General features: G+C 59.5%; 23 protein-coding genes and 1 tRNA gene. 8 read left to right on the top strand and 16 right to left on the bottom strand.

Annotation, left to right across the window (positions count from 1 at the left end):
• The first annotated feature begins 17 nt into the window (after positions 1-17).
• On the top strand, positions 18-1,238 hold the full coding sequence (locus tag BLR72_RS16140) for an MFS transporter (protein WP_091950216.1): 1,221 nt from the start codon (positions 18-20) through the stop codon (positions 1,236-1,238).
• On the opposite strand, the gene BLR72_RS16145 is transcribed toward BLR72_RS16140, so the two are convergent.
• Both BLR72_RS16145 and BLR72_RS16150 read right to left on the bottom strand, forming a co-directional pair.
• Complete coding sequence (locus tag BLR72_RS16145; RefSeq protein WP_091950218.1) at positions 1,235-2,524, bottom strand: Hsp70 family protein; 1,290 nt, start codon at positions 2,522-2,524, stop codon at positions 1,235-1,237. The genes BLR72_RS16140 and BLR72_RS16145 overlap by 4 nt on opposite strands.
• Before the next feature lie 120 nt (positions 2,525-2,644).
• Positions 2,645-3,553 carry a LysR family transcriptional regulator gene (locus BLR72_RS16150; RefSeq protein ID WP_091950219.1) on the bottom strand — a complete coding sequence of 303 codons (909 nt, stop codon included), beginning with the start codon at positions 3,551-3,553 and terminating at the stop codon, positions 2,645-2,647.
• A 99-nt stretch (positions 3,554-3,652) separates the two neighbouring features.
• Between BLR72_RS16150 and BLR72_RS16155 the strand changes: the two genes are divergently transcribed.
• On the top strand, positions 3,653-4,657 hold the full coding sequence (locus BLR72_RS16155; protein WP_091950320.1) for an aldo/keto reductase: 1,005 nt from the start codon (positions 3,653-3,655) through the stop codon (positions 4,655-4,657).
• Positions 4,658-4,701: 44 nt separating this feature from the next.
• Here the strand turns inward: BLR72_RS16155 and BLR72_RS16160 are convergent, their stop codons facing one another.
• Positions 4,702-6,207 (bottom strand): MFS transporter, encoded by a 1,506-nt coding sequence (locus BLR72_RS16160; protein WP_244506725.1) that lies wholly within the window; start codon positions 6,205-6,207, stop codon positions 4,702-4,704.
• A gap of 102 nt (positions 6,208-6,309) precedes the next feature.
• Here BLR72_RS16160 and BLR72_RS16165 point away from each other — a divergent pair, with 102 nt between their 5' ends.
• Positions 6,310-7,206 (top strand): LysR family transcriptional regulator, encoded by an 897-nt coding sequence (locus tag BLR72_RS16165; RefSeq protein WP_091950221.1) that lies wholly within the window; start codon positions 6,310-6,312, stop codon positions 7,204-7,206.
• 29 nt (positions 7,207-7,235) lie between these two features.
• On the opposite strand, the gene BLR72_RS16170 is transcribed toward BLR72_RS16165, so the two are convergent.
• The 6 genes from BLR72_RS16170 to BLR72_RS16190 all read right to left on the bottom strand — a co-directional run bounded on the left by BLR72_RS16170 (position 7,236) and on the right by BLR72_RS16190 (position 14,457).
• Positions 7,236-7,802 (bottom strand): hypothetical protein, encoded by a 567-nt coding sequence (locus tag BLR72_RS16170; protein ID WP_228019513.1) that lies wholly within the window; start codon positions 7,800-7,802, stop codon positions 7,236-7,238.
• A 132-nt stretch (positions 7,803-7,934) separates the two neighbouring features.
• Positions 7,935-8,972, bottom strand: coding sequence for a phosphogluconate dehydrogenase (NAD(+)-dependent, decarboxylating) (gene gnd / locus BLR72_RS16175; RefSeq protein WP_091950225.1), 1,038 nt, complete (start codon positions 8,970-8,972; stop codon positions 7,935-7,937).
• Between the two features lie 213 nt (positions 8,973-9,185).
• Complete coding sequence (locus BLR72_RS16180; RefSeq protein ID WP_091950226.1) at positions 9,186-9,422, bottom strand: hypothetical protein; 237 nt, start codon at positions 9,420-9,422, stop codon at positions 9,186-9,188.
• Between the two features lie 209 nt (positions 9,423-9,631).
• Entirely contained in the window at positions 9,632-9,757 is a 126-nt protein-coding gene (locus BLR72_RS22830) for a hypothetical protein (protein ID WP_255453099.1), read from the bottom strand.
• Positions 9,758-9,987: 230 nt separating this feature from the next.
• Positions 9,988-13,209: an efflux RND transporter permease subunit gene (locus BLR72_RS16185; protein ID WP_091950228.1), complete on the bottom strand. Its 3,222-nt coding sequence runs from the start codon at positions 13,207-13,209 to the stop codon at positions 9,988-9,990.
• A 30-nt stretch (positions 13,210-13,239) separates the two neighbouring features.
• Positions 13,240-14,457, bottom strand: coding sequence for an efflux RND transporter periplasmic adaptor subunit (locus BLR72_RS16190; protein ID WP_091919170.1), 1,218 nt, complete (start codon positions 14,455-14,457; stop codon positions 13,240-13,242).
• Positions 14,458-14,626: 169 nt separating this feature from the next.
• Here BLR72_RS16190 and BLR72_RS16195 point away from each other — a divergent pair, with 169 nt between their 5' ends.
• Entirely contained in the window at positions 14,627-15,211 is a 585-nt protein-coding gene (locus tag BLR72_RS16195; RefSeq protein ID WP_091950230.1) for a TetR/AcrR family transcriptional regulator, read from the top strand.
• 8 nt (positions 15,212-15,219) lie between these two features.
• Here BLR72_RS16195 and BLR72_RS16200 read toward each other — a convergent pair whose 3' ends face one another.
• The 4 genes from BLR72_RS16200 to BLR72_RS16215 are packed head-to-tail and all read right to left on the bottom strand — an operon-like array spanning position 15,220 to position 20,327.
• A complete protein-coding gene (locus tag BLR72_RS16200; protein WP_091950232.1) occupies positions 15,220-16,341 on the bottom strand; it encodes an ABC transporter permease in 1,122 nt (373 codons plus the stop codon).
• Between the two features lie 7 nt (positions 16,342-16,348).
• A complete protein-coding gene (locus BLR72_RS16205; RefSeq protein WP_091950234.1) occupies positions 16,349-17,524 on the bottom strand; it encodes an ABC transporter permease in 1,176 nt (391 codons plus the stop codon).
• Positions 17,524-19,287, bottom strand: a complete 1,764-nt coding sequence (locus tag BLR72_RS16210) for an ATP-binding cassette domain-containing protein (RefSeq protein ID WP_091950236.1) — start codon at positions 19,285-19,287, stop codon at positions 17,524-17,526. Before BLR72_RS16210 ends, BLR72_RS16205 begins: the two co-directional genes overlap by 1 nt.
• Positions 19,284-20,327 (bottom strand): HlyD family secretion protein, encoded by a 1,044-nt coding sequence (locus BLR72_RS16215; RefSeq protein WP_091950238.1) that lies wholly within the window; start codon positions 20,325-20,327, stop codon positions 19,284-19,286. The genes BLR72_RS16210 and BLR72_RS16215 overlap by 4 nt, the downstream gene beginning before the upstream one ends.
• A 92-nt stretch (positions 20,328-20,419) precedes the next feature.
• Here BLR72_RS16215 and BLR72_RS16220 point away from each other — a divergent pair, with 92 nt between their 5' ends.
• Positions 20,420-21,103 carry a TetR/AcrR family transcriptional regulator gene (locus BLR72_RS16220; protein ID WP_091950240.1) on the top strand — a complete coding sequence of 228 codons (684 nt, stop codon included), beginning with the start codon at positions 20,420-20,422 and terminating at the stop codon, positions 21,101-21,103.
• Here the strand turns inward: BLR72_RS16220 and BLR72_RS22525 are convergent.
• The gene (locus BLR72_RS22525; RefSeq protein ID WP_162737274.1) at positions 21,097-21,273 is read right to left on the bottom strand and encodes a hypothetical protein; all 177 of its coding nucleotides are present in this window, start codon (positions 21,271-21,273) and stop codon (positions 21,097-21,099) included. The two genes, BLR72_RS16220 and BLR72_RS22525, sit on opposite strands and share 7 nt — an antisense overlap.
• A 232-nt stretch (positions 21,274-21,505) precedes the next feature.
• Between BLR72_RS22525 and BLR72_RS22300 the strand changes: the two genes are divergently transcribed.
• Positions 21,506-21,841, top strand: a complete 336-nt coding sequence (locus tag BLR72_RS22300; protein WP_139202541.1) for a hypothetical protein — start codon at positions 21,506-21,508, stop codon at positions 21,839-21,841.
• A 42-nt stretch (positions 21,842-21,883) separates the two neighbouring features.
• On the opposite strand, the gene BLR72_RS16225 is transcribed toward BLR72_RS22300, so the two are convergent.
• Together BLR72_RS16225 and BLR72_RS16230 are read right to left on the bottom strand one after the other, a co-directional pair.
• On the bottom strand, positions 21,884-22,198 hold the full coding sequence (locus BLR72_RS16225; RefSeq protein WP_091950242.1) for a hypothetical protein: 315 nt from the start codon (positions 22,196-22,198) through the stop codon (positions 21,884-21,886).
• Between the two features lie 117 nt (positions 22,199-22,315).
• The gene (locus tag BLR72_RS16230) at positions 22,316-22,705 is read right to left on the bottom strand and encodes a DUF930 domain-containing protein (protein WP_091919158.1); all 390 of its coding nucleotides are present in this window, start codon (positions 22,703-22,705) and stop codon (positions 22,316-22,318) included.
• Between the two features lie 300 nt (positions 22,706-23,005).
• On the opposite strand from BLR72_RS16230, the gene BLR72_RS16235 reads away from it, so the two are divergent.
• Positions 23,006-23,096 (top strand) — tRNA-Ser (locus BLR72_RS16235).
• Positions 23,097-24,152: 1,056 nt separating this feature from the next.
• Positions 24,153-24,919 (top strand): ABC transporter transmembrane domain-containing protein (locus tag BLR72_RS16240; RefSeq protein ID WP_139202542.1); only part of this gene is annotated, 767 nt, incomplete at its 3' end.

The raw sequence follows: 24,919 nt of genomic DNA on the forward strand, positions 1-24,919 counted from the left end.
TCGAAAGATCGATTTTGATGCCCCATTCCCGCGACGCCGCCCAAATTGAAACTGCCATCACGGACACGCCCGAATTGCCGGGACTTTCGCCGGCTCTTACGTTTCTGTTCGCTTTCGCCTGCGGGGCGATGGTAGGCAATATCTACTATGCGCAGGCCTTGATCGGCCTGATCAGCACCGACCTCGACATGCATGGCGGCATGGCTGGCTTCATCGTCACGGTGACTCAGCTCGGTTATGGTGCCGGACTGCTCTTCCTCGTCTCCCTTGCCGATCTTGTTGAAAATCGCCTCCTCGTCCTTCTAACTCTGGCTGGCACGGCGATCGGGCTTGCCGGCGCTGCCATGTCCGGATCGGCAACGACATTTCTGTTCTTTTCCTTTGCCATCGGCTTTTTTGCCTGCGGCGCGCAGGTGCTCGTACCCTTCGCGTCGCATCTGGTGCCGGCGGCATCGCGCGGGCGCACCATCGGCAACGTCATGGCCGGTCTGCTGACCGGCATCATGCTGGCGCGACCGCTTGCCAACCTTGTTGCCTCGGAGTTCGGCTGGCGGGCTATATTCTGGATTTCCGCGGGGGCCATGCTCGTCGTCCTCGCCCTACTGCGCATTGCGCTCCCGCTCCGCCGTCCCCACGGTTCAATTGGCTACGGCGCAATCCTGAAATCCATGGCGCATCTGCTGGTGACCACACCCGCCCTGCAGCGCCGGGCAATCTACCAGGGCATTATCTTTGCGAGCTTCAACCTGTTCTGGACGGCGATCCCGCTGCTGCTGACTGAAAGATTTGGTTACAGCCAGCGTCAGATCGCTCTCTTCGCCCTCGCCGGAGCAGCGGGCGCGGCAGCGGCCCCGATCGCCGGGCGGCTTGCCGATCGCGGCCACACGCAACGCGGGACTGCGATCGCCATGGTCACGCTGACGATCTGGTTTCTTGTGGCAGGTTGGGCGGGCACCGCTATTTCCATCGCTGCGCTGGTGCTTTCGGCGATCTTCATCGACAGCGCCGTGCAGACCAACCAGATCCTCAGCCAGCGCATCATCTTCTCGCTGAACGACCATGCGCGCGGACGCTTGAATGCCGTCTATATGACGATCGTTTTTCTGCTTGGCTCGGCGGGATCCGCGCTTGCGGCGGCAACCTATTTCTATGGCGGCTGGTGGGCGACGGCAGCGTCAGGTGCGGCCCTTGGCCTTTTGGTTCTGCTGATCTTTGCGACCGAGCGAAAAGCGGTCTAGACGGCCCACTGCCTGACGTCGTCGCGCTCTCCAATGAGTGCGAGCCCATGGGCGATAGACAGGAGTTCACCGCCGGTCTCAATGAGGCTGTGATCGAAGCGCTCGGTAAAGATGCGCCGCACGGCGGGCACGAACGAGGTCCCGCCGGTCAGGAATACCTTGTCGATTGCCCCGGCAGGCGTCGCCGTCTTTTCGAGAACGTCGTCGAGCGCGCCTTCAATGCGGGCAAGGTCGCCCGCGATCCACGACTCGAAGTCGGCGCGCCGGATCGTCTTGTGGCCGCCGCGACCAAGCGGTGCGAAATCGAACGCCGCTTCATCGCCGGACGAAAGCGCGATCTTGGTGGCGGAGACTGCCTGGTAGAGCGGGTAGCCCTCGTCATGTTCGACGAGATCGACGAAAAGTTCGAGCCGTTCCGGATCGAGGCTATCCCGGACAAGTTTCTTCAGCGCCGAAAATTCCTTCGAGGTCTTGAAGATCGAAAGCTGGTTCCAGCGGCCGAAATTGGCATACCAGGAGGCGGGTACTTCCAGTGTCTTGTCGAAGCTCTTGAAGAAGCTGCCTTTTCCGATCTGCGGCGCGACGATCTGGTCGATCATTCGATAGTCGAAATGGTCGCCGGCAATGCCGACGCCTGAATGTCCGACTGGAGTGGCGCTGAGCTTGCCGCCGGTCGTTTCGAAGCGGATGATCGAATAGTCGGTCGTGCCGCCGCCGAAATCGGCAACGAGCACTGTCGCGTCGGATTTCAGGTTCTGGGCGAAGTAGAAGGCCGCGGCTACAGGCTCGTAGACGAAATGAATTTCTGGAAAGCCGAAGCGGGTCAGCGCCGTGTTGTAACGCTCGACTGCCAATTGCGGATCGGGATTGGCGCCGGCGAAATGCACGGGCCGTCCGGTGACGATCCGCGATATATCGGCCGGCCAGTGATCGCCGGCATAAGTCCTGAGCCGACGCAGGAAAATCTCCATCAGGTCTTCGAAGGTCTGGCGCTTGGCGAAGATCAGCGTGCCCTGAAACAGTGGGCTTGCGGCAAATGTCTTGATCGACTGCAGGAAACGGCATTCGCCGGGATGATCGATGAACTGGCGGATGGCGGCGTGGCCGGCCTCGACTTTCAGGGCCGCGGCGCCGGCGCGCGGGTCCTTCATGAAGGAGAGGGCGGTGCGCATGCTGTCGGCGGTGCCGGCCGTGCTGGTGAAGGCAAGGGACCGCGTCGTACGGCCCTCCGCGAGCGCCATGACCGTATTGGTCGTGCCGAAATCAAAGCCCAGCGCGTGTGCCATGGCAGCGCTCCTTCTATCGCGTGATGTCATTAAGGTCGGAATTTAGCGGATGCGAAATGCGCACCCGGCAAGGGAGGCGCGTCATGGCATAGTCGCCGCTGCGATGCAAGGCAAGCCGCCTTATTTTGACGGCGATTTAGCGGATGCCTTTATGAAGTCGACGAATGCGCGCAACGGTGCCGGCATGTGTTTGCGGCTTGGATAGTAAAGGCGCGGGCCGGTAAAGCTCTGCCAATATGCGCTGAGGACCGCGACCAGCGCGCCGCTGGCGAGCGCTTCGGCAAGAAATTCCTCAAATGTATAGACCAGCCCCAGACCATCGATCGCTGCTTTGACCTCCATTTCGGCTGTCGACGCGATGAGCGGGCCCTTGGGCGTCACCTTGATGACTTGACCATTCCGTTCGAATTCCCAATGCGGAATGTAGCCACTGCTAAAGCGGTGACGGATGCAGGCATGGTTCACCAGGTCGCGCGGATGGGCGGGGAGGCCGTGAGCCGAAAGGTAGGAGGGCGCCGCCGCCGCGACGAAACGCTGGGTCGGGGCCCCGATTGGGATTGCGATCATGTCGCGCTCGATACGTTCATCATAACGGATGCCGGCGTCGAACCCAGCGGCGAGCACGTCGATGAATGTGTCGGAGGCGGTGATCTCGAGCGTGATACCTGGATGGGCCGCAAGAAAAGCGTTGATGATTGGCGGCAAGATCCGTTCCGCTACGATGACCGGAACATTGAGCTTGAGCGTCCCCGTCGGACTGTCGCGGAAACTGTTCATGCTGTCGAGCGCGCCGGCGATCTCGCCAAGGGCCGGCGTTAATCGTTCGATGAGGAGTTTGCCGGCCTCGGTCGGGGTAACGCTCCGCGTGGTGCGGTTGAGAAGCCGCACGCCGATACGGGCCTCAAGGCGACGTATGGCTTCGCTCAGCGCGGAGGCGGACACGCCGCGCATCGTCGCTGCGGCGCGGAAATTCCGCGTCTGCGCCACCGCAACCAGCGCGCTGAGATCAGAAAGATCAGGATCCGACATTGTGCAATTTTCCGAACAACCCATGCACAATATAGCGGATTATCGCACAAATGCAGAGAGCCTATATTGCTTTCAACCGAGGCAAAGGAATTGAACGAAATGCAACATCATCAACTTGGAAAGACCGGGCCGCGCGTATCGCAGATCGGGCTCGGCTGCATGGGCATGTCGGGCATGTATGGGCCGTCCGATCGCGCTGAAAGCATTGCCACCATCCACGCCGCGCTCGATGCGGGTATCAACCTCATCGACACCGGCGATTTCTACGGAATGGGTCACAACGAATTGCTGATTGCCGAGGCGCTTAAGGGTGTCAGGCGTCAGGATGCGGTGCTCAGCGTCAAGTTCGGCGGGCTGCGCGACCCAGCAGGCGGCTGGACCGGTTTTGACGGGCGGCCGCAGGCGGTCAAGAACTTCGCAGCCTATTCGCTGCAGCGCCTCGGTGTCGACTATATCGACATTTACCGCCCCGCACGGCTCGACCCGGCCGTACCGATTGAAGAAACGATAGGCGCAATTGCCGATCTCGTGAAAGCTGGTTACGTCAGGCATATCGGGCTTTCCGAGGTGGGCTCGGAGACGATCCGCCGTGCTGCCGCGGTCCATCCGGTCGTCGATTTGCAGATCGAGTATTCACTGATTTCGCGTGGTATCGAGGACAATATCCTTGAGACCTGCCGCTCACTTGGCATCGCCATCACAGCCTATGGCGTGCTGTCGCGCGGATTGATCAGTGGCCACTGGACGAAGGAGAGCGCGCAGACCGGTGACTGGCGCGCCCATAATCCCCGTTTCCAGGCGGAAAATGTTGACGCCAACCTGGCGCTCGTCGAAGCGCTGAAGAAGATCGCGGAGGCAAAGGGCGTGTCAGTCGCGCAGATCGCCATTGCCTGGGTCGTAGCGCAGGGGAGCGATATTTTCCCCGTCATTGGCGCGCGCCGCCGCGAGCGTCTGGCTGAAACGCTTGGTGCTCTCGATGCAAGCCTCAGCCGCGATGACCTTGCGGCTATCGAAAAGGCCGTGCCGAAGGGTGCCGCAGCCGGCGACCGCTATGCTGCGGTCCAGATGGCTCATCTCGACAGCGAGGCGTCGGCACATCGATAAGGTCTACGAGATCCTGAGGCCCGCCTTGCAAGGCGGGCCCGCACCTAGCTCCCCGACGCCGCAGCCAACCCGACTTTGTCGCAGCGTCGGGGGAGAACCGTTAAACTGAATGCGCCCATAATCCAGGCGGCAGCTGCGCCATAGAGCATCACCCAGCCAAAACCATCGTTCAACGCGCTTATCGCTTTTACGTGTGAAACGCCTGCGGCGCCTGCCTCGGAGAAATTGCCGGCGGCTATGGCATCGATCAGGGCCGCAGATGCGGGAAAATTCGGGGCGAGGGCGCCGGAAATGCCCAGAACGAGTATGAAGCCCATCAAAGCGATGTTGACCGCCAGCGAGATCATGCGGGCGCTCATGTCCATTCCCGATGCCATGCCCGCGCGTTCGACGGGCAGTGCGCCGGTGGCGGTGTTGGTGACGGGCGTATTCGTCAATCCCAATCCGATCCCGGCAACAATGCAGCTGGGCACAATCGCAATGCCAGCTTGATCACCGAACGTCGCAAAGCGCATCAGCAGAAAGCCCGTACCGATCGTAAAGAGGCCGAGAGGAATGACGAAGCGCGGTCCCCGCTGCAGGAGCAGGCGCTCGGCAAGCGGGGGAACGACAAGGCTGGGAACCGTGTAGGCAAGCAGAATGAACCCTGCTTCGATACTGTCGTAGCCTAGGACCGCCTGCAGGAAGATCGGCAAGTAGATGACGAATGGCCAGAAGCTGAAGTTCATGCCGCTCGATCCCAAGAGTGCACCGGAGAAGAGGCGCACTTTAAAAACGCGGAAGTCGAACATCGGCCGGGCAATCGAGTTCTCGATGACGATGAATGCCAGCAGGCTGATGCCGCTCGCTGCCAGAATTGCCAACCCGTGCAGACTGGTCAATCCAATGGCTTGACCCTGAGTGATGAAGTAGACAAGGCAGAACACGGACAGCGAGAGGGTCGCCATGCCGGCAAAGTCGATCCGCGTCGCGTGCGGATCGCGGGACTCGACCACGCCTGCGAGCGTGAGAAATGCGGTGCCGACCGCAAGCACCGCATGGATCAGGAATACCCACTGCCAGCCTGCAAAGCTCGCGATCAGGCTTCCGATAATGGGACCAAAGCCGAGCCCGACACCGAAAATGATTCCCCACCAGCCAAATGCGCGTGCCCTTTCCTTGCCGCTGCGAAACTGGTCCGAAAGAACCGCGACCTGACACGCCAGCATTGCGGCGCCGCTTGCACCTTGCAGAAAGCGTGCACCGATGAGCAGCGACGGGGTGTTAGCCAGACCGCAAACGAAAGATGCCGCGCCAAAGACAAATATGCCGATCAGGAAAATACGCTTGCGGCCAAAACGATCCGCCAGCGCGCCCATCGCCATCAACACCGTGCACATGGCGATCGTATAGGCATTCATTATCCATTGAAGCTCCTTGAAGCTTGCCGGCAGAACGCTCTGGAGCGTCGGCAGGATGGAGGGAATGCTGGAGATTTCGAGCCCGAGCATAAGCGCGGACAAGCAGACGGCGGCCAGCGCCATCGTATTTCTTGAAACGTCGGTTGTCATGATTGCCTTCATCGAATGTGCGGGAAAATCGACCAGCAAAATGTCGCGAAGTTGATGACAACACAATCGTATGATAACTCATATCAGTGATAACAAATCTGGATGATTGAAGTGATTTCACTTGAAGTGGATGCCGTACGAGCCTTCGTAACCATCGCCGATTTTCAAAGCTTCACGCGTGCTGCGGAGGTGCTGGGAACGACTCAGGGCGCAATCAGCGTGAAGCTGAAACGGCTGGAGGACCGGCTGGGGCAAAAATTGCTGGAGCGAACGCCGCGCCAGGTCAGGCTCTCGGCCCAGGGCGAGATGTTCATTCAATCGGCGCGGGCCTTTCTTACTGCGCATGAAAGGGCGGTGGCCGATCTGACCGCCTCCCGCCGGCGTTTCGCGCTTGGCATAGCGAGCCATGTAATGGGACCGGAGGTATCATCGTTATTGGCAAAGCTGAAGTCGCTGGATCCGACGCTGATAATCGAGGTTCGTGTCGACAGTTCGCGGTCGCTTTTGGATTTGTACGATGCCGGTTCACTCGATGCGGTCATAATCCGCAGCGATGATGACAGGCGCGATGGCGAAACCCTGGGGCCCGAGCATTTCGGGTGGTTCGCCGCGCCGGGTTTCGTTCACTGCAAGGGTGAACCCTTGCGCATTGCCGGGATCTCTCCTAGCTGCGTCGTTCGCGACGTTTCGACCAGCCTGCTGGATCGGGCGGCGATTTCGTGGACGGAGGTTTTCATTGGAAGCACGTCCGCAATTGTCGCCGCCCTCTCGGCAGGGCTTGCCGTCGCCGCATTTCCACACAGGCTGGCGCCGGCCGATGTCGTGGACGTCAGCGAAAGATTTGCGCTGCCGCCGCTGCCTTCCCTGTCGATTGTCTTGCACTCTTCCCTGACGGATCCGAAGAGCCGGGAAGCGCTTCGGGCCATCACCGCGGCTTTTCGCGAGCATCCGCGGTCAGCCCCGCAACGGACAGTCACAAGTCTGTCCGGCCGCGGATAATGGGCCACGCACGCGCGCGATCCCATTCATTACATCGGCGGAACGATACCGTTGGTCCCGACGACGATGCGCTTTGTCGAAAGGCTGTCGCCATTGCCGCGCTCGGCTGAGATGAACACCGTGGCGCCGGGCTTCAGGTCATCCTTGCTGGCTTTGGCCAGGGTAACGATGGGCGTTCCATCAGGAATGGCGATCTTCTTTTCCGTACCGTGATAGACAACCGTCAGCGTCCGTCCGTCGATGTCCTTGACCGCATCGGCGACCGTCGCGTTGGTCATGCTGCTGTTCGGCTTCAGATCCCAGGGCCGGTCGCCTTCGCCCGTGCCTTTGAGAGCGGCCGGGAAGATCACGACCTCGACGGCGCTCGCAACACCTTCGCTTTTCGGCACATTGGTTATGCCGACGAAATCGCCCTTCTTGATATCGTCGATCGAAGCCTTGGCGACGCCGCCGACCTGCCAGCCGTCACTCAAGGCAACGGTCGCATCGGGTCCTTCGCGAGTTTTCACCACGATCGCAGTGTCGCTCAAGCTTTCGATCGCGCCGCGAACGTTGACGCGTTTGGTGGCTGGCGTTGCTGCCGTCTGCTTGGACATTGTGTTCTCTGCATGAACCGCGAGCGGGAAGGCGAGCGAAAGCAATCCTCCCAACAGCGCTGCCGGGAAGCCAAATCTCGATGATATCCTAGCCATGTTTCTGCTCCTGTCAGACAGGCAGCCGGCGCAACCCTATTGCCCGCCGGGCTTGGCCTGCTTTTCCACGTGTCCGCCAAATTCTCGGCGCATGGCGGACAGAACCTTGTTGGCGAAATCGGCATTGCCACGTGAACTGAAGCGCTCGATCAGCGCGGCGCCGAGCACAGGGGCGGGCACCGCCTCGTCGATGGCGGCAATCAGCGTCCAGCGGCCTTCGCCGGAATCCGACACATGCCCCGCATATCCGGCGAGGCCCGGATCTTCGTAAAGCGCGTCGGCCGTGAGGTCGAGCAGCCATGAACTTATCACGCTGCCCCGCCGCCAGACTTCAGCAATGTCGGGAAGATTGAATTGATACTGATAATGTTCAGGGTTCTTGAGCGGTGTCGTCTCGGCATCCGCCTCGTGCGAGCGCAGGCCAATATCGGCATTGCGCAGGATGTTCAGCCCCTCCGAATAGGCGGCCATCAGGCCGTATTCGATGCCATTATGCACCATCTTGACGAAGTGACCGGCGCCGTGCGGGCCGCAATGGAGAAAACCCTGATCCGCCGTGCTTTCGCCCGCCGGCATGGCACGGCGGCTCTCGGTCTCGGGCAGATCACCCTTGCCCGGCGCGAGCGCTGCGAAAATCGGCGAAAGGTGCTGCACGATGTCCGGTTCCCCGCCAATCATCAGGCAGTAGCCCCGTTCAAGGCCGAACACGCCGCCACTCGTCCCGACATCCACATAATGGATGGCGGATGATTTAAGCGCCGCGCCGCGCCGTATGTCGTCGTGGTAATAGGAATTGCCGCCGTCGATGACGATATCATCCTTCTCGAGCAGCGGTACCAGCTTGGCGAGCACCGTATCCACCACAGCTGCGGGCAGCATCAGCCATACCGCACGCGGACGCGACAGCTTTGCCACGAATTCCTCGAGCACGGTCGAGCCATCCGCTCCGAGCCGCTGCAGTTCGGCTACGCTCTCGGCTCTTGTATCGTAGACCACCAGCTCGTGGCCGTGTTTCAACAGGCGCTGCGTCATGTTGCTGCCCATGCGCCCCAGCCCAATCATGCCAAGCTGCATTTTAAATCTCCCAGGTCAGAGTAATTTGCATGCAGGCTGCACGTTATCGGCGGCGTGTTCAACAGCCAAGTTATGCCCCGGGCTTTGGCGGTACAAGCACACGCGCGAGTCATAAGATCGTGATGGCCGGAATTGCTGGTGCCTCAGTCCGATGACAGACTCAGGAGAGGTTTTGATTGGCTTTCGCCATCGCTCCTACCACCAGCCCGGGCCTTAATAGGGCGGCCCGTAAATGAACACGGGCTGGTTGAACTGCATCTGCGCACGACGATCGGCACGCCGGTCGAGATCGAGGCGGAGCAGGCAGTTTGAGAAGGCGGTCGTACCGCGCTTGAAGCCGAAGGAGGCACACTTCTGGTTGTCCATGGCCCGCTGCTGTTCGGGGGTGATGGTCTGACATGCGGCAACGAACAGCGGCAGCAAGAGCGCGAACAACACCGTAAATCTCATCTGTCCCTCCTAGGCCACCAGAATACGAACTTGTCGGCCCGCCGCCATTATGTCGCTTGGCTGGCAGGTTGAACAGTCAGACTTTGGGCATATGAAATAAGATGGGGGAGGGCGTCTTCAGATAAATAACAAGCCGCCAATCATCAAAAGCACGATGGCGCCCGCCAGGATCGGCAGTATGGAAAAACCTTGGGACGTGTTTTGCGGCCTCAATACCAATTGGGCACGGTCAGCAGGAAAGTTGCTGCGACTTCGGTCAGAAACACAAAGACAACGAAAGGAATAAATCCGTCGCTGACCTTCCGATTATCATTGGCTGCGGCAAAGCTGCTCAAGGCGTTCTCCTGATTTTAACGACCCCCGCAACAGGCGGTAGGATCATGATCGTCAGTGCCGAATTCGGCGGTCACATAACTGTAACAGTTTGAAACCTTTTGTCACCCAAAAAGTTCCATAACCAAGTTGAAATAAGCGCTGGTCGCCTTCTGGCGGAAAAATCGATGCTGGATCAATGCTTTGATTCGAGCGGCGCGGGTGGCGAAAAAGCCCGCGCCGCCGCGTTTTTTTACTCTGCCGGCGACGGGGCCGGACGAATCACGTCCGAATTATGGCCTGATGTTGCTTCGAAATGGCTGCCATGCGTCGCATGACGCAAAGGCCGATTCCCGCTGAGCGCCCGGACCAGAACGTAGAAGACCGGGGTCATGAACAGTCCGAACAGGGTCACGCCAATCATGCCGGCAAAGACGGCGACGCCCATGGCGCTGCGCATTTCAGCGCCCGCCCCGGTCGAGGTAACCAGCGGTACGACGCCCATGATGAAGGCGAGGGACGTCATCAGGATCGGGCGCAGGCGCAACCTGCTCGCTTCGACGACGGCCTTGAAGGGTGTCGCCCCCGCAAACTCGAGCTCGCGCGCGAATTCGACAATCAGGATCGCGTTCTTGGCCGACAGACCGACCAGAACGATCAACCCGATCTGCGTGAACACGTTGTTGTCGCCAGCCGTCAGCCAGACGCCGGTCAAGGCAGCGAGGAGCCCGAGCGGCACGATCATGATGATCGACAGCGGCAAGGCCATGCTCTCATACTGGGCCGCAAGCACAAGGAATACGAGAAGGATAGACAGCGGAAAGATCAGATAGGCGGAGTTGCCGGCAATGATCTCCTGGTATGTCAGTTCGGTCCATTCGAAACCGATGCCTGCCGGAAGCGTCTCGGCGGCGATCTTCTCGACGGCCGCGCGTGCCTGGCCGGACGAATATCCTGGCGCGGCATTGCCGTTCACATCGGCGGAGAGGAAGCCGTTATACCGCATCACCCGGTCGGGACCCGCACTGGAATCGACCTTGATCAGGGCGGAAAGTGGGATCATCTCGCCAGTTCCCGACCGTACCTTCAGGTCGCCGATATCCTCGGCCTTCGCCCGGAAATTCGACTCCGCCTGCATCCGCACGGAATAGGTACGGCCGAACTTGTTGAAGTCGTTGACGTAGACGGAACCGAGATAGATCTGCAGCGTGTTGAAGATCTCCGGCAGCGATACGTTGAGTTGGCGCGCCTTGGCGCGATCGACATCTGCGTAAAGCTGCGGAACGTTGATCTGGTAGCTGGAGAAGAGGCCTGTCAGCTCCGGAGCCGCTGCCGCCTTGCCGAGGAATGCCTTGGTTGCGTCGTCGAGCGCCTGGTAGCCGAGGCCGTTACGGTCTTCGATCTGCAACTTGAAGCCGCCGATCGCACCGAGACCCTGCACCGGCGGAGGCGGGAACACGGCGCTGAACGACTCCTGGATGCCGAACAGTTGCTGGTTGAGCTGCATCGCAATCGCTCCGGCGCTGAGTTCCGGCGTCTTGCGCTCTTCGAAGGGCTTGAGCGAGACGAAGACGATGCCGGCATTGGCGCTGTTAGTGAAGCCGTTGATCGAGAGGCCCGGGAAAGCAATAGTGCTCTGGACGCCTGGGATCTTCAGCGCGATGTCGCCGATGCGGCGGACGACCGCCTCGGTCCGGTCAAGGGTGGCGCCATCCGGCAGCTGGGTGAAGCCGACCAGATATTGCTTGTCCTGCGGCGGAACGAAGCCACCGGGAACGCTTTTGAACATGAACGCCGTCGCGCCGATGAGGACGAGATAGATCGCCATCATCAACGTCTTGCGCGAAATGACACCGCGCACGCCCCGGCTATAGCCGTTGGCGCCGCGTGTGAAGACGGCATTGAAGCCACGGAACAGCCAGCCGAGCGACGCGTCCATAAACCGTGTCAGCCGGTCCTTCGGCGCGTCATGTCCCTTGAGAAGCAGGGCGGCGAGGGCAGGCGACAGGGTCAGCGAGTTGAACGCCGAGATCACGGTCGAAATGGCGATCGTCAGCGCGAACTGCCGGTAGAACTGGCCGGTCAGTCCGGTGATGAACGCGAGCGGCACGAACACGGCGACCAGCACAAGCGCAATGGCGATGATCGGTCCCGAAACTTCGCGCATGGCCTGGATGGTCGCCTGCCGGGGCGCAAGCCCGTTTTCGATATTGCGCTCGACATTTTCCACGACGACGATCGCATCGTCGACGACAATGCCAATGGCAAGGACGAGACCGAAGAGACTGAGCGCGTTCACCGAAAAGCCGAAAAGATGCATCACCGCAAATGTGCCGATGATCGAGATCGGCACGGCGATCAGGGGAATGATCGAGGCGCGCCACGTCTGCAGGAAGAGAATGACCACGAGGACGACGAGAACGACAGCTTCAAGCAGCGTATGAACCACGGCCTCGATCGAGGCGCGCACGAACTGCGTCGTATCGTAGACGATTTCGTAATCGACGCCCTCCGGCATGGTCAGCTTCATCTCGTCCATGACGCTGCGGACTTGGTCCGCGATCTGGATCGCATTGGAACCGGGCGCCTGGAAAACCGGGATTGCCACCGCAGGCTTGTTGTCGAGCAGCGAGCGTAACGAGTACTGCGCCGCGCCAAGCTCGACGCGGGCAATGTCCTTCAGGCGGGTGATCGCCCCGTTGGCCGCCGTCTTGACGATGATCTGTCCGAATTCCTCTTCAGACTGAAGCCGCCCTTGCGCGTTGACCGACAGCTGCAGATTGACGTCGTTGGGGCTCGGTGAAGCACCGATCACGCCCGCAGCCGCCTGCACGTTCTGGGCGCGGATTTCGCTAAGAACGTCGGTTGCCGAGAGACCAAGCTCGGCGGTCTTCTGCGGATCGAGCCAGATGCGCATCGAATAGTCGCCCGAGCCAAACAATTGCACATCGCCGACACCAGTGATGCGGGCAAGCCGGTCCTTGATGTTGATCAGGGCATAGTTGCGCAGATAGGTGATGTCATAGCGGTTGTTGGGGGAGATGAGGTTCACGACCAGCATCAGGTCCGGCGAACTTTTGACCGTGGTGATGCCGAGACTGCGCACCTCCTCGGGCAGGCGCGGTTCTGCCTGCGAGACGCGGTTCTGTACTAGCTGCTGCGCCTTGTCTGGATCGGTACCAAGCGCGAAGGTGACGGTCAGTGTCATCTGGCCGTCGGCAGTCGCCTGGCTGCCCATGTAGAGCATGCCTTCGACGCCGTTGATCGATTCCTCGATCGGCGTCGCCACCGTTTCCGCAATGACCTTGGGATTGGCGCCCGGATACTGTGCGCGCACCACGATCGAAGGCGGCACGACGTCCGGATATTCCGAGACGGGCATCGCCGTCAGGGCAATCAGGCCGCCGAGAAAGATGACGAAAGAAAGAACGCCCGCAAAAATCGGGCGATCGATGAAGAAGTTGGAAATGTTCATGTCATTCCACCTGCCCGGAGGGGCTCTGGATTATTGCTTTGCGGGTTCCGCAAGCGCTTGCTGGTTAGCCGCCGCCGTTGCTCCCATCGCCACCATTTGCGGTGCGACGAGTGAACCGGGACGGATGCGCTGCAAGCCGTTGACGACGATCTTTTCATCAGCCTGCAGGCCCGCCGTCACGATGCGAAGGCCTTCGGCCCGCGCGCCCAGCGTGATCTCGCGATATTCGACGATGTTCTGCGGATTGACGACCATGACGAACTTCTTGTTCTGGTCGGTACCGACAGCCTTTTCATCGACGAGCAGTTCCTGGCGCTCATTGGCCTGGCCCATGCGCACCTTGGCGAATTGGCCCGGCATCAGCCTGCCGTCGGCATTATCGAAGACCGCACGCACCTTGACCGTGCCGCTCGACACATCGACGCTGTTGTTGATGAGCTGGAGTTTTCCGGCAACGCCGTTCGACCCCTGCACATCCATCTGCACGGGAATGCGATCCACGAAGTCACGGCCGTTGAGACCGCTCGGCAGATCGGCGAGCGCCTTGGCGACGACGTTCTCGTCGGCCTCGAAGCTTGCATAGATCGGGCTGATCGAGACGAGCGACGTCAGAAGCGGCGAACTCGGGCCGGCAGCGATCAGGTTGCCGGGTGTGATCTCGATGCGCCCGACGCGTCCGGTGATCGGTGCGCGGATATCCGTATAGTCGAGATTGAGCATGGCCGTCTTGAGAACGGCCTCAGCTGCCTGGAGGTCAGCCTGCGCGCCGGTCTGCACGTTCATGCGCTGGTCGTAATCGCTCTGCGATACGGTGCGGGAATCGATCAGGCGCTTGCCGCGCTCAAGCTCGTTCTTGGCAAAGGCGAGCTTCGATTGTGCAGCGCTCACCTCGGCGCGCGCCCGCGCAACCTCTGCTTCGAACGGCGCCGGGTCTATCTTCACCAGAAGGTCGCCCTGCTTGACGATCGCGCCTTCCTTGAAATGGATCGACTGGACAGCGCCGGCAACGCGCGAGCGCACTTCCACCGAATCGATTGCTTCAAGACGGCCGGAAAATTCGTTCCACTGCGTCACGTTTTTCGGCTGGACGAGCGCTACCGACACCGGCATTGCCTGAGCGGGAGCCTGCTGCTTTTCAACTTCTGCATGACCTTTGGAGAATTCAAAAACTTTTGTGCCACCTACGGTTGCAAGCGTTAGAACAATGCCGCTGACGAGGAGGCTCTTCTTAAAAGTGCTGATTGACATCGTGGTCACCTGCTTTGAAAATATATGCCACTTGGGAGGATGGCAGATCGGAACTCGATCATTGACGTTCTATACCGATCGGTATAGAAGCGGTGATATAAGGCTGCGGTACAGCAGCTGTCAACCGATTTTATACCGAGCGGTATAATTCTTTTAGGGAGTCTTGTCCATGGGACGGCCGAGGGAATTTGATGCGGACGATGCCTTGCAGACTGCTTTGGAGCTGTTCTGGCGCAAGGGCTACGAAGGCACGTCCATCACTGACCTTACTGACGGCATGGGCATAACAAAACCAAGCCTCTACGGCACATTCGGCAACAAGGAAGAACTCTTCCGCATGGCCCTGCAGCGTTACGAAGAGCACTATATGGCGTTCTTCTGGAGCGCTCTCGAACAGCCGGAGGCGCGTACGGTTGCCTTGGACATTTTGCGCGGATTCGTTCGGGCGCAGACCGAAGCGTGCAATCCCGGCGGCTGCCTCGTCGTCAACGCCGCAAGTTCCTGCAGCGATGCCGCGCTCGAGATCCACAAGACCATTGTCGAGCGTATTCAGGTCGGTCAGAAGGCGCTGGCGCGTCGGTTCGAGCGCGCCAAGCGCGAGGGCGACCTGCCTGAGGACAGTAATCCCGAGGACCTTGCCCGGTACATTTTGACGGTTGCGCAAGGTACCGCCGTGCAGGCGTCGAGCGGCGCGAGCCGTGAAGACGTCTACAGGCTCGTCGATATCGCGATGAAGTCTTTTCCTGGCAAATAGCCACCGTTTCAGGTCAGCCGGTTGCGGAACAGCCATGCCGAAAAGGGCAGGGTGACCGCAGCGATCGCGACCAGCGCCAGCATTTCCGGATAGAGCTCCCTTACGCCTGCATCCTCCAGATAGACCTGATGCGTGATGCTGATCGCATAGCGCAGTGGATTGATGAGCGTCATATACTGCAGGATCTCGGGCATGTTGCCGATAGGCGCCGTCAGGCCGGAAAGCAGCATGAACGGCATAAGCAGCACGAAGGAATAGATCATGGCCTGCTGCATGTTGGCGGCAAGCGATGAGATGAACAGTCCGATGCCGACGGCCGCGGCGAGAAACAGTATCAATCCGAGATACAGCATGAAATAGGACCCGGTAAACGGGATCTGGAACCATAATTGGGCAACGAGAAGAATCGTCGTTGCCTGGCTGAGCCCGACCAGCATCGAGGGCAGGGCCTTGCCGATCATGATCTCGGAGGGCCGAAATGGCGTGACCAGCAATTGGTCGAACGTCCCCGCCTCGCGCTCCCGCGCCACGGACATTGCGGTGAGCATCAACGTCATCATCATCGTGATCGTGCCGATCAGCGAAGGGATCATATACCAGCGCGTTTCAAGGCTTGGATTGTACCAGGCCCGGGTGGTGAGCTTCATCCCGCCGGGCGGATCCTGACCATTATCTGCCCGCCAGCGCGTGGCGAAGTCCGTTGCGATCGTGCTGATATAGCTTTGCGCGGTGCCCGCCGTATTGGAGTTGCGGCCATCGGCGATCACCTGCAGCTTGGCCGGCATCCCCGCCATCAGCCGCTTTTCGAAATCCTCGTCGACGACGATGACGAGGAGCACGCGCCCCTCATCGATGAATTTCGCGATGTCCGAGGTCCGCTGCAGCGTTGCCACGCGCGTGAACGTTCCCGATCCGTCGAGCTTTGCGATGAATTCGATGGAGGCCGCGCTGTGATCGTGGTCGAGGATAGCATAGGGAACATTGTTGAGGTCATAGCTCGCAGCGTAGCCGAAGATCAGGCACTGCAGGATGGGCGGCAGCACAAGCACGATTCGGCTCTTCGGATCCTTGAAGATCGCGAGCAATTCCTTGCGGATCAGCGCGATGATGCGGAAGAACGATTCCTTCATGACCGGTTCACCCGAGTTTCTTGCGTGTTGCAAAGACCGAGGCGGTCATCAGCACCGCCGCCATCGCGGCCAGCACAGCCGCGTTTGGCAGGATGACCGGCCAGATATCGCCGGCCAGAAACAGCGTCTGCAACACGCTGACGAAATAGCGCGCCGGGAAAATATGGGTAATGACCTGGATCGCGTAGGGCATGCTCCTGATGTCGAACATGAACCCCGAGAGCATCATTGCCGGCAGGAATGTGACGATCAGCGTGATCTGGCTTGCTACAAACTGGTTCTTGGTCAGCGACGAAATCAAGAGCCCGATGCCGAGCGCAACCAGCAGATAGAGCGTCGAAACCACGACCAGGATCCATAGCGATCCGCGCAGCGGAACGCCGAACAGAACCTGGCTGCCGATGACCGAAAGCGCAAGTCCGAGCATGCCGAGCACGAAATAGGGCACCGTCTTGCCGAGGAGGATCTCGCTTGGCAGGGCGGGGGTGACGAAGAGCGCTTCAAACGTGCCGCGTTCCCATTCGCGTGCGATGACCAGCGCCGTCAGCAGGGCGCCAATGAGCGTCATGACCAACACGATGAGCCCGGGGACGAGGAAATAGGTGCTGTCATTGGCCGCGTTGAACCAGAGGCGCGGTTCAAGTTCGATCGTCGCGCCGTTGCTGACCATCTTGCCCTCGGCCATCTGCCGGGCAGCTGCAATACCGACGGCACCCTGCGCATAGCCGAGTGCAATCCGGGCGGTATTGGCGTCACTGCCATTGACCACGAACTGGATCTCCGCCGTCCCAGCCTCGACATCGCGCGCAAACTGCGGCGGTATACGAACGATACCGTTGACGGTCTTGTTCATCAGAAGACGCTGCGCCTCGGCCATGGTCATCACCCGATGCGTCTGAAAATAGGGCGAGAGTTCGAAGCCGGAGACGGCATTGCGGGCCTCGGCGGACGAATCTTCGATCACCATCGCCACGGGCAGGTTCTTCAGGTCGAAGGAAAGACCGTAGCCAAAGAGGATCAGGAGGATCATGGGCATGACGATGCCGACGGCGATGCTGCTCGGATCGCGCACGACTTGCCAGGATTCCTTGCGCACCAGCGCCAGGATGCGGCGCAGGCTGTTCCTGGCGGGATGCGAAGCGGTCGCGTTCGTGGCCGAGCCCTCGCTGGTTTGCTTGGCCATCACGCTGCCTTTTCGCGCGTTTCGCGGCGCGATTCCTCGACGATGGCGATGAAGGCGTCTTCCATGTTGGCCTCTTCGCCCTTCTTCGGCTTGGCATGGGCGCGGATTTCGGCGGGCGTTCCCTCGGCAAGATTGCGTCCGGCATCGAGAATGATGATGCGATCGCAATACTCGGCTTCTTCCATGAAATGGGTGGTGACGATCACGGTAACGCCCTGTTCGGACAGCGCAGTGATGCGGCCCCAGAATTCGCGCCGCGCCAACGGATCGGCGCCGCTGGTCGCCTCATCGAGGAAAAGGATATCCGGCTCGTGCAACAGCGCCGCCGCCATGGCGAGACGCTGCTTGAAGCCGCCGGGCAATTGTCCGCTTGGCAGTGTCGACAGGCTGCCGAGTTCGAATTGATCTTTTGACCATTCGATGCGCTGGCGCTTTTTCGCCCCGCGCAGCCCATAGGCGCTGGCAAAGAAATCAAGGTTTTCGTCCACGGAGAGATCGCCGTAGAGCGAAAACTTTTGCGCCACATAGCCGAGATTTTCGCGGGCCTCGGCGCGGGACGTCCGCAGATCCGCCCCAGCGACGCGCAAGGTGCCGCTCGTTGCCGGCATCAGGCCGCACAGCATGCGGAAGGTCGTGCTCTTGCCCGCGCCGTTCGGGCCGAGCAAACCGTAAATTTCGCCGCGCCTTACCTCGAACGTGACGTGATCGACGGCAGTGAAGTCACCGAACTTGCGCACGAGATCATGGACTTCGACGGAGATCTCGCTGCCCCCAGCCGGCTTCGGCCTGTCGAGAGTGACCGCGCTCGACTGGCTTTTCCTGGCCACGGCGCTGAAGAGGATCATGAAGCCGTCCTCGAAGCGCGGCTTCACTGGTTCGAGCTCGACAGGCTTGTCTTCGATGCGGATATCGCCGCCGAAACCCGGCTGCTTCACGACGCGTACCCTGCCGGCTTCCGGCACGGCGTCGGCGACGCCTTCCTGGCGAAACAGCCGCGCCTGCAGGGACCTGGCGGTCGTGCCGGCGTCGGGCGTTGCGATGAACACCTGGTCCTTTGCCCTGGCGGTGATTTCCTCGGGCTTGCCTTGCGCCAATACCTTGCCGAGATGCATGACCACGGCATGATCGCAAAGCTCCGCCTCGTCGAGGTAGGAAGTGCTGACGACGACTGTCAGCCCGTCTTCCCGCACAAGTCTGGTGACAATTTCCCAGAGTTCACGCCGCGACAGGGGATCGACGCCGACCGTCGGTTCATCGAGAAGAAGTAGCTCCGGCGCGCGAACGAGGGTACAGGCAAGGCCGAGCTTCTGCTTCATGCCGCCGGAAAGCTTTCCTGCCAGCCGATCCGTGAAGCGGCCGAGGTCGGTCATTTCCATCAGGCGAGGGTAGATTTCCTTGCGCGCGTCGTGGCCGATACCGTGCAGATCGGCATAGAGATCGAGATTCTGTTGAACGGTCAGGTCCTCATAGAGGCCGAATTTCTGCGGCATGTAACCGATACGGTTCTGAATGTTCTGCCGGTCCGCGGCGACATCGACGCCAAGCACGGAAAGCTCGCCCTTTTCAGCGGTCATCAACCCGGCGATCAGGCGCAGGATCGTTGTCTTGCCGGCGCCGTCCGGCCCAACGAGCGCGGTCAACGTGCCGTGCCGTGCCTCGAATGAGACGTCCTCCAGCGCCTTGACCGTCTCGCCGGTTTCGCGCTGAAACGTCTTGAAGAGGTTTCTTGCGACAACCGGTGCGGAAGGCGCGGCTTCTGTCATGACTTTGCCTTGGTGTCGGTCTCCTGGCCGCCGGCCGGCAGTGGCTTCAGCGGTTCGTTCGGCAGAAGCGTGACAGTTGCCGGCATGCCAAGCCGTAGAAGATCATCCTTGTCGTCGACAAAAACCCGGACCTCATAGACGAGGCTCGATCGCAAATCAGCAGTCTCCACGGTTTTCGGCGTAAACTCCGCCACCGGTGATATGAATCCGACCCAGCCATCCTGCGGTTTGTCCGGGAAGCTGTCAGTGGTGATCCGCGCCCGCATGCCGGGTTTCACATGTCCGAGATTGGGCTCGGAGACATAGGCCCGTACCCATTTCGTCTTGATCACTGCGAGCGCAAGCACCGGTTTCATTGGCGCAGCCATTTCGCCCGGCTCCATCAGGCGCGAGCGCACCACGGCATCGACGGGCGCAATCAATTCCGCATCGTTGAGTTGTTCCCGTATTAGCGCCAATTGCGCTTCGCTGCCGCGCAGCTGTGCTTCGGCCTGCAGCAGATCCTCGGCGCGGGGACCGGCGATGGCGAGCTCCAGCGCGCTCTGGGCCACTTCGACCTTGGCATCGGCAACGGCCGCGGCTGCCTTGGTGGTGTCGAGTTCCTGTTTGCTGATCGTGGAATTGACCGTCAGGCTCATCCGCCGTTCGAGCTGTATGTTGGCGTTGTCCGCATCGGCCTTCGCCGACGTGAGATTGGCGCGGGCCTGCGCGATCTCCTCCGGCCTGCTGCCATTGCGCAGTTTCAGGACCATGGCGCGCTGTGAGGCAACGGTCGCGTCAGCCTCCCGGACCTGCGGCGCAAGCCGGCCGGTATCAAGGCGGGCCAGCACCTGTCCCTTTTTCACGACATCGCCTTCCTCGACAAGGACCTGATCGATGCGTTCCGAGCCATTGAAGGCGAGGGAGGCCTGCCTCAGGTCGACATTGCCATAGAGTGTCAGCGCGTCGGCGGTTGCCGGACGGTGCCAGTACCACCATGCGCCAACGCCAAGCGCAGCAAGAACGACTAGGATGATCAATATGCGGATTTTTTTGCCCATGGCCGCAGATCATATTCAACTTGCACGTTTATGTCAAATTACAATTTGAATTTCAACTTTGAAAAACCGGTAAACTCCGCTACAATGATTCCATGGCGAAACAGAGCACTCGAAAACTTCCCGGCAGGCGCGAGGATGGCGCCACCACCAAAGCTCAGATTCTGGAGGCTGCAGGGGAAGTCTTTGCCGAAAAGGGCTTCGATCGCGCCACCGGCAAGGAAATTGCCGAACTGGCAGGCAGCAACTCTGCCGCCGTCAATTACTATTACGGTGGTATCGACGGTCTCTACGGGCAAGTGCTGCTCGAGGCACACCGCCGCCTCCTGACCTATGAAAGTCTTGTGACTGTAGCGGAAGGTCCGGGTGACCCCAGGGAAAAGCTGCGTAGCCTCATCGAATTGCTCGCACGAGCGGTGACGGGTTCGGCTCGATCGTCATGGGCGCTCGGCGTGCTCGGACGTGAGATTCTTTCGCCCTCACCGGCGTTTTCTGTGCTTCTCGACAAGGAAATTTTGCCGAAGAAGCTCGTGGTTACGACGATTGTCGGTGAGATCCTCGGATTGCCGCATGACGATCCCGCAGTGACGCGCTGTGCACTCAACATCATTTCGCCCTTTGCCATGCTGGTCGTCGGCAACAAGCAGATCTTCACGCGCGTCCTACCGGGGCTAAACCCTGCCGAACCCCAGACCCAGAATGAAATCGTCGAGCATTTTCAAAGATTTGCCATGGCGGGGCTCGAGGCTACAGCCTCGGCGCTGCGTTCCGCTCATTGATGCATCTGAATGGGCGGCCAGCGGTAAGTATCCGCAACGGTTTTGATCTCCGCTGGCTTTTTCTCAGCCTTTTCGGGCAACTCCTGAGACTTGGCGATCGCCTCGCGCAGCATTTGCCATTCTCTTTCGTGGCGTTGATAAACATCCTGCGGAACGGTCGGTGTCGTCATTCTGCAACCTCCAGTATTCGATTGGGTGTGATCCTTAGGCCTCGCGGATAACGATCAAATAAGGTCTCGGTTCCGCCTGTGCCATTCAAGAATTGCAACCGGCATTTACAGATCCGCGCATGTCTGCGATCTGCGGTAGCAATTGCGTGAACAGGGAACCAATCCGTTCACGACAAGTTCATGCTTCGAGGTGCATTTGAGAACTGTACCGCTTTTATCAGGAGGCATTTATATGCAAAGAACACTTTCCGCCTTGTCGGCCGCAATCGTCGGTTTGGCGATGTTGCTGGGCTCGGCCATATCATCGTTTGCCGCGCCGGTTCCTTCCCAGCCCGTGCAGGTAACGTCCAATATTGAGCAGGTACGTTCGCGCGACAGGTACCGTCCGTACTATCGTCACGGTTGGGACAATCGCCGTAACTGGAACAGATCATATCACCGCTACAACCGAAACTGGGGCAGGTCCCATTGGGGCCGGTCGGATTGGGAGCGCCGCAATGTTCGCACCTATCGCGACCGCAGGTGGCGCGAAAACCAGATGGGTGGCAGCGGCCGCAGCCATCAGTAATTGACACCGAGGGCGGCGCAAGCCGCCCTTTTCATATCCGGACTAATTCCCGGTTCGTTTGATTGCCTCGTAGCCAACGCGCACTTTTTCAGCGAGCGTCAACAATCGGTCCTTGCAGGTCTTCGCGTCGAAATCGCCTGGTTGCTTCGGCCCCGCGTTTACCTCGCGCAGCCAGCCACGCACAGTCTGATCTGCTTGATCGGCGGATTTGCCCAGCGCCTTCAACACGGTTTCGCTGCTCTCGATAGCCGAGTAATGCGGTTCGCGCCCCAAGGCGTCCTGGCATTGATATGAGGCGATAACCAGGGTCCTTGCATCTGCCACGACTTGATCCGTGCCAGCGGTCTTGCCGTTCATGGTCGTGCAAGCCGCCACGAATATAGCCAACGTGCAGCAGCCTAATGATCTGAGTTGCATGCGAATTCCCCCATTTCTCGAATGAAGGCTAGTCAACCAGCGCCGTGGTGTCGAGCATCAGGGAACGAGGAAATGCGTGGTCCAGTCTTTTTCGGGCACGAGATCGCCGATCTTATATTTGAACGCGACGATCTGCATGTTGTCGGCGCTCGTCTCGCACTTGTATTTGAGGTGGTACCACGCACCGCCGCTGCGAAAAGCTGCGCCGCGGGTCTGGATGCCGTGCGCCTGCATGCGTGGCTCGGCAAAGGCATAGGCCAGAACCTTGTCCGGGTTGAATTTGCCTTCGTCTTTGCGAATGCGCTCCATTGCTTCGACATCGCAACGTTGTTCGAGCCGGGTTTGCGGATCGAGTTTGCGCAGGCCTGTCTCTTCGCGCGCATCCATGGCGAAGACCGGCTGGGATGCCACAACGGCAAGCGCGACCGCAACAAAGACTGTTTTCATTCGAGACCCATCCAATTTTCTGCGGTGCGAGCGATGCGCGAGACTACGAGAAGGGGGAGTTGCTCGCCAAGTCCCCGAAATCACACAACCCACAGGTTTGATTCGACGCGGGCACGATCAGCAACAATGGCCCGGTGAATAGCGGCTAGGCCGGGAAATTGTCAGAACTAGGTCACCTCGCATGAATATTATCGGCGATGGATTTGCCAGGATCACGCGCCGGCTCGCCTGCGGCATTTTTTACGGAAAAGCCAACAAAGCCCTTGCAAACAAGGGGTTTCATCTTTAGTCAGCGTCCTCGGAGAGGTGGCCGAGTGGTCGAAGGCGCTCCCCTGCTAAGGGAGTAGGGCTCAAAAGGCTCTCGAGGGTTCGAATCCCTTCTTCTCCGCCACTTGGCATTGTTTTTATTGTATTTTATGTCGTTCCTATTAGCGTGCCCTACCGGGTGCCCTAGCGATGGGCTTGGATACGGATGGAGAAATATTGAAATCCATGGGGACACCGCCGATTGACGGCGATAACGACGACGCGCCCTCACCGCCGAAGAATTGGCAAGCCTGCGCCCGGCTCGCGAAGTGTTGCCGGATGCGTTTTTCGCGGCAGTGGCACGCGAAAGAAACTTGCGCGAAGGGCTCATTGCGGCATCTGAAGCATTTGTGCAAGTAGCTGGCGGCTTCCTTCAGCAACATTAAGTCGCTACGGGCTACCGTTACGTCATCGCTCATGCGAACGAACTCAAGAGCGATTGCACGTCGTCTTCGGTCATCATTTAATGCACGACGCCCCGCTTCATCATATAGGCCAGCTTTTGCTGAGCCGCATCTAGCGTCTCGCACCGGTGTGAGAACAACGCCTCACGGGCGCGGAATTCAGCGACAGCAAGAGCGTCGAAAGTCTCAGCCCCGCTGGATCGTATTCTGGGTCGTTCGGGTCCACCTCACGCACATATCTTCGAGGTGGGGGTGGATTGACCAGTGTTCAGATAGCAATAACGTGAGGGGAGAACCTGGGAGGGCGCAGCGGTTACAGCACCGGCAGCCAACAATCCATGTGACGTGGTAGCCTGTGCCATTGCTCCAGACTTGGGTAGTCGTCTTTGTCAACGACTTCGGCTTTCGTCGCTTGAATCCCGGGTCGGCATAAAGGGCTGAGTTCGCATGCGAAACATAAGGCCATCGTCTTGATCTGCGCAAGACGCCGAACCGTTTAGGGAGTAGGGTCAACAAAAAGGCGAAGAAGCTAATTTCCTGGAGCCAGCCAATGCAGAAACTCTTATCGAGTGCGTCATTGCAGGCGCCACGCTCCTCCTGCCCAAGGCCTGTGGGCGAAGCGCGCTTTGGGAATTTCTCATGATGGCTCTTCCACGCAACGCTGATCGCCGTTTTGTTGAGATGATCCGCGATCGTCGCGCATCAGACATATCCTGTGGGAATCAAGGTGTGGCGGGATGAAAATGCCTGTCTCCAGAAATGGATTATGGCTTACCACTGTCTTCCCGGCAAAGTTGATGCCTGAAACCCTCCTGTTATTCGTCAGTCGCTTCAGTCTTTGGCATCAAATTGCGCTCTCGGTAATGTCGGTATTGATTTTCCTCATGGATGCCGCGCCACTCGAAATCCAGCGCCGCATAATCAATGGGGCTGTCAAAGGGGGCGACTATCGTCCGATATTGGTGCTATCGCTCATCTATATCGGGCTCGCACTTACCCAAGGCTTTGTTAAACTCCTGATGAATATTTATCGCAGCTGGGTGGGCGAGAAGGCCGTCCGAAGTTTGCGATTGACGGTTCAAACGCTAACCGGTCGTATGCCAGTAGACCGCGCTGGGGCCGAGGACGTGGGCATTGAGAACTCGATGATGCTTGCCGAAGCCGAAGCCATTGGTGGCTTCGTTGGTATTTACACGTCGGAGCCCCTGCTGCAGGGCGGACTGCTTCTTACTGTCGCCGGATATATGGTTTACATTCAGCCTTCCATGGCTGTTGTGGCTCTCCTGATGATAACGCCGCAACTGATCTTTGTTCCGCTCATCCAGGCGGCTATAAATCGCAGAGTAACAATGCGGATCAAAACCCTGCGCGCAGTGAGTGGGGGCATTATTTGGGACGAAGTTGAGGGCCAATTGCCCGAAGGACTCCAGAGAGAAAGGATCGATGATATTTTCTCCTTAAACATGGGAATCTTCGAACTCAAATTTTCCATGAACTTCCTGAT

Origin of the sequence: Phyllobacterium sp. YR620, assembly GCF_900104165.1 — a bacterium.
Lineage (GTDB): Bacteria > Pseudomonadota > Alphaproteobacteria > Rhizobiales > Rhizobiaceae > Phyllobacterium > Phyllobacterium pellucidum.

What these genes read in the sequence shown, in the direction of transcription:
- BLR72_RS16140 (WP_091950216.1), top strand. Translation starts at nt 18, where the DNA reads ATGCCCCATTCCCGCGACGCCGCCCAAATTGAAACTGCCATCACGGAC.
- BLR72_RS16145 (WP_091950218.1), bottom strand. Translation starts at nt 2,524, where the DNA reads ATGGCACACGCGCTGGGCTTTGATTTCGGCACGACCAATACGGTCATG.
- BLR72_RS16150 (WP_091950219.1), bottom strand. Translation starts at nt 3,553, where the DNA reads ATGTCGGATCCTGATCTTTCTGATCTCAGCGCGCTGGTTGCGGTGGCG.
- BLR72_RS16155 (WP_091950320.1), top strand. Translation starts at nt 3,653, where the DNA reads ATGCAACATCATCAACTTGGAAAGACCGGGCCGCGCGTATCGCAGATC.
- BLR72_RS16160 (WP_244506725.1), bottom strand. Translation starts at nt 6,207, where the DNA reads ATGACAACCGACGTTTCAAGAAATACGATGGCGCTGGCCGCCGTCTGC.
- BLR72_RS16165 (WP_091950221.1), top strand. Translation starts at nt 6,310, where the DNA reads ATGATTGAAGTGATTTCACTTGAAGTGGATGCCGTACGAGCCTTCGTA.
- BLR72_RS16170 (WP_228019513.1), bottom strand. Translation starts at nt 7,802, where the DNA reads ATGTCCAAGCAGACGGCAGCAACGCCAGCCACCAAACGCGTCAACGTT.
- gnd (WP_091950225.1), bottom strand. Translation starts at nt 8,972, where the DNA reads ATGCAGCTTGGCATGATTGGGCTGGGGCGCATGGGCAGCAACATGACG.
- BLR72_RS16180 (WP_091950226.1), bottom strand. Translation starts at nt 9,422, where the DNA reads ATGAGATTTACGGTGTTGTTCGCGCTCTTGCTGCCGCTGTTCGTTGCC.
- BLR72_RS16185 (WP_091950228.1), bottom strand. Translation starts at nt 13,209, where the DNA reads ATGAACATTTCCAACTTCTTCATCGATCGCCCGATTTTTGCGGGCGTT.
- BLR72_RS16190 (WP_091919170.1), bottom strand. Translation starts at nt 14,457, where the DNA reads ATGTCAATCAGCACTTTTAAGAAGAGCCTCCTCGTCAGCGGCATTGTT.
- BLR72_RS16195 (WP_091950230.1), top strand. Translation starts at nt 14,627, where the DNA reads ATGGGACGGCCGAGGGAATTTGATGCGGACGATGCCTTGCAGACTGCT.
- BLR72_RS16200 (WP_091950232.1), bottom strand. Translation starts at nt 16,341, where the DNA reads ATGAAGGAATCGTTCTTCCGCATCATCGCGCTGATCCGCAAGGAATTG.
- BLR72_RS16205 (WP_091950234.1), bottom strand. Translation starts at nt 17,524, where the DNA reads ATGGCCAAGCAAACCAGCGAGGGCTCGGCCACGAACGCGACCGCTTCG.
- BLR72_RS16210 (WP_091950236.1), bottom strand. Translation starts at nt 19,287, where the DNA reads ATGACAGAAGCCGCGCCTTCCGCACCGGTTGTCGCAAGAAACCTCTTC.
- BLR72_RS16215 (WP_091950238.1), bottom strand. Translation starts at nt 20,327, where the DNA reads ATGGGCAAAAAAATCCGCATATTGATCATCCTAGTCGTTCTTGCTGCG.
- BLR72_RS16220 (WP_091950240.1), top strand. Translation starts at nt 20,420, where the DNA reads ATGGCGAAACAGAGCACTCGAAAACTTCCCGGCAGGCGCGAGGATGGC.
- BLR72_RS22525 (WP_162737274.1), bottom strand. Translation starts at nt 21,273, where the DNA reads ATGACGACACCGACCGTTCCGCAGGATGTTTATCAACGCCACGAAAGA.
- BLR72_RS22300 (WP_139202541.1), top strand. Translation starts at nt 21,506, where the DNA reads ATGCAAAGAACACTTTCCGCCTTGTCGGCCGCAATCGTCGGTTTGGCG.
- BLR72_RS16225 (WP_091950242.1), bottom strand. Translation starts at nt 22,198, where the DNA reads ATGAACGGCAAGACCGCTGGCACGGATCAAGTCGTGGCAGATGCAAGG.
- BLR72_RS16230 (WP_091919158.1), bottom strand. Translation starts at nt 22,705, where the DNA reads ATGAAAACAGTCTTTGTTGCGGTCGCGCTTGCCGTTGTGGCATCCCAG.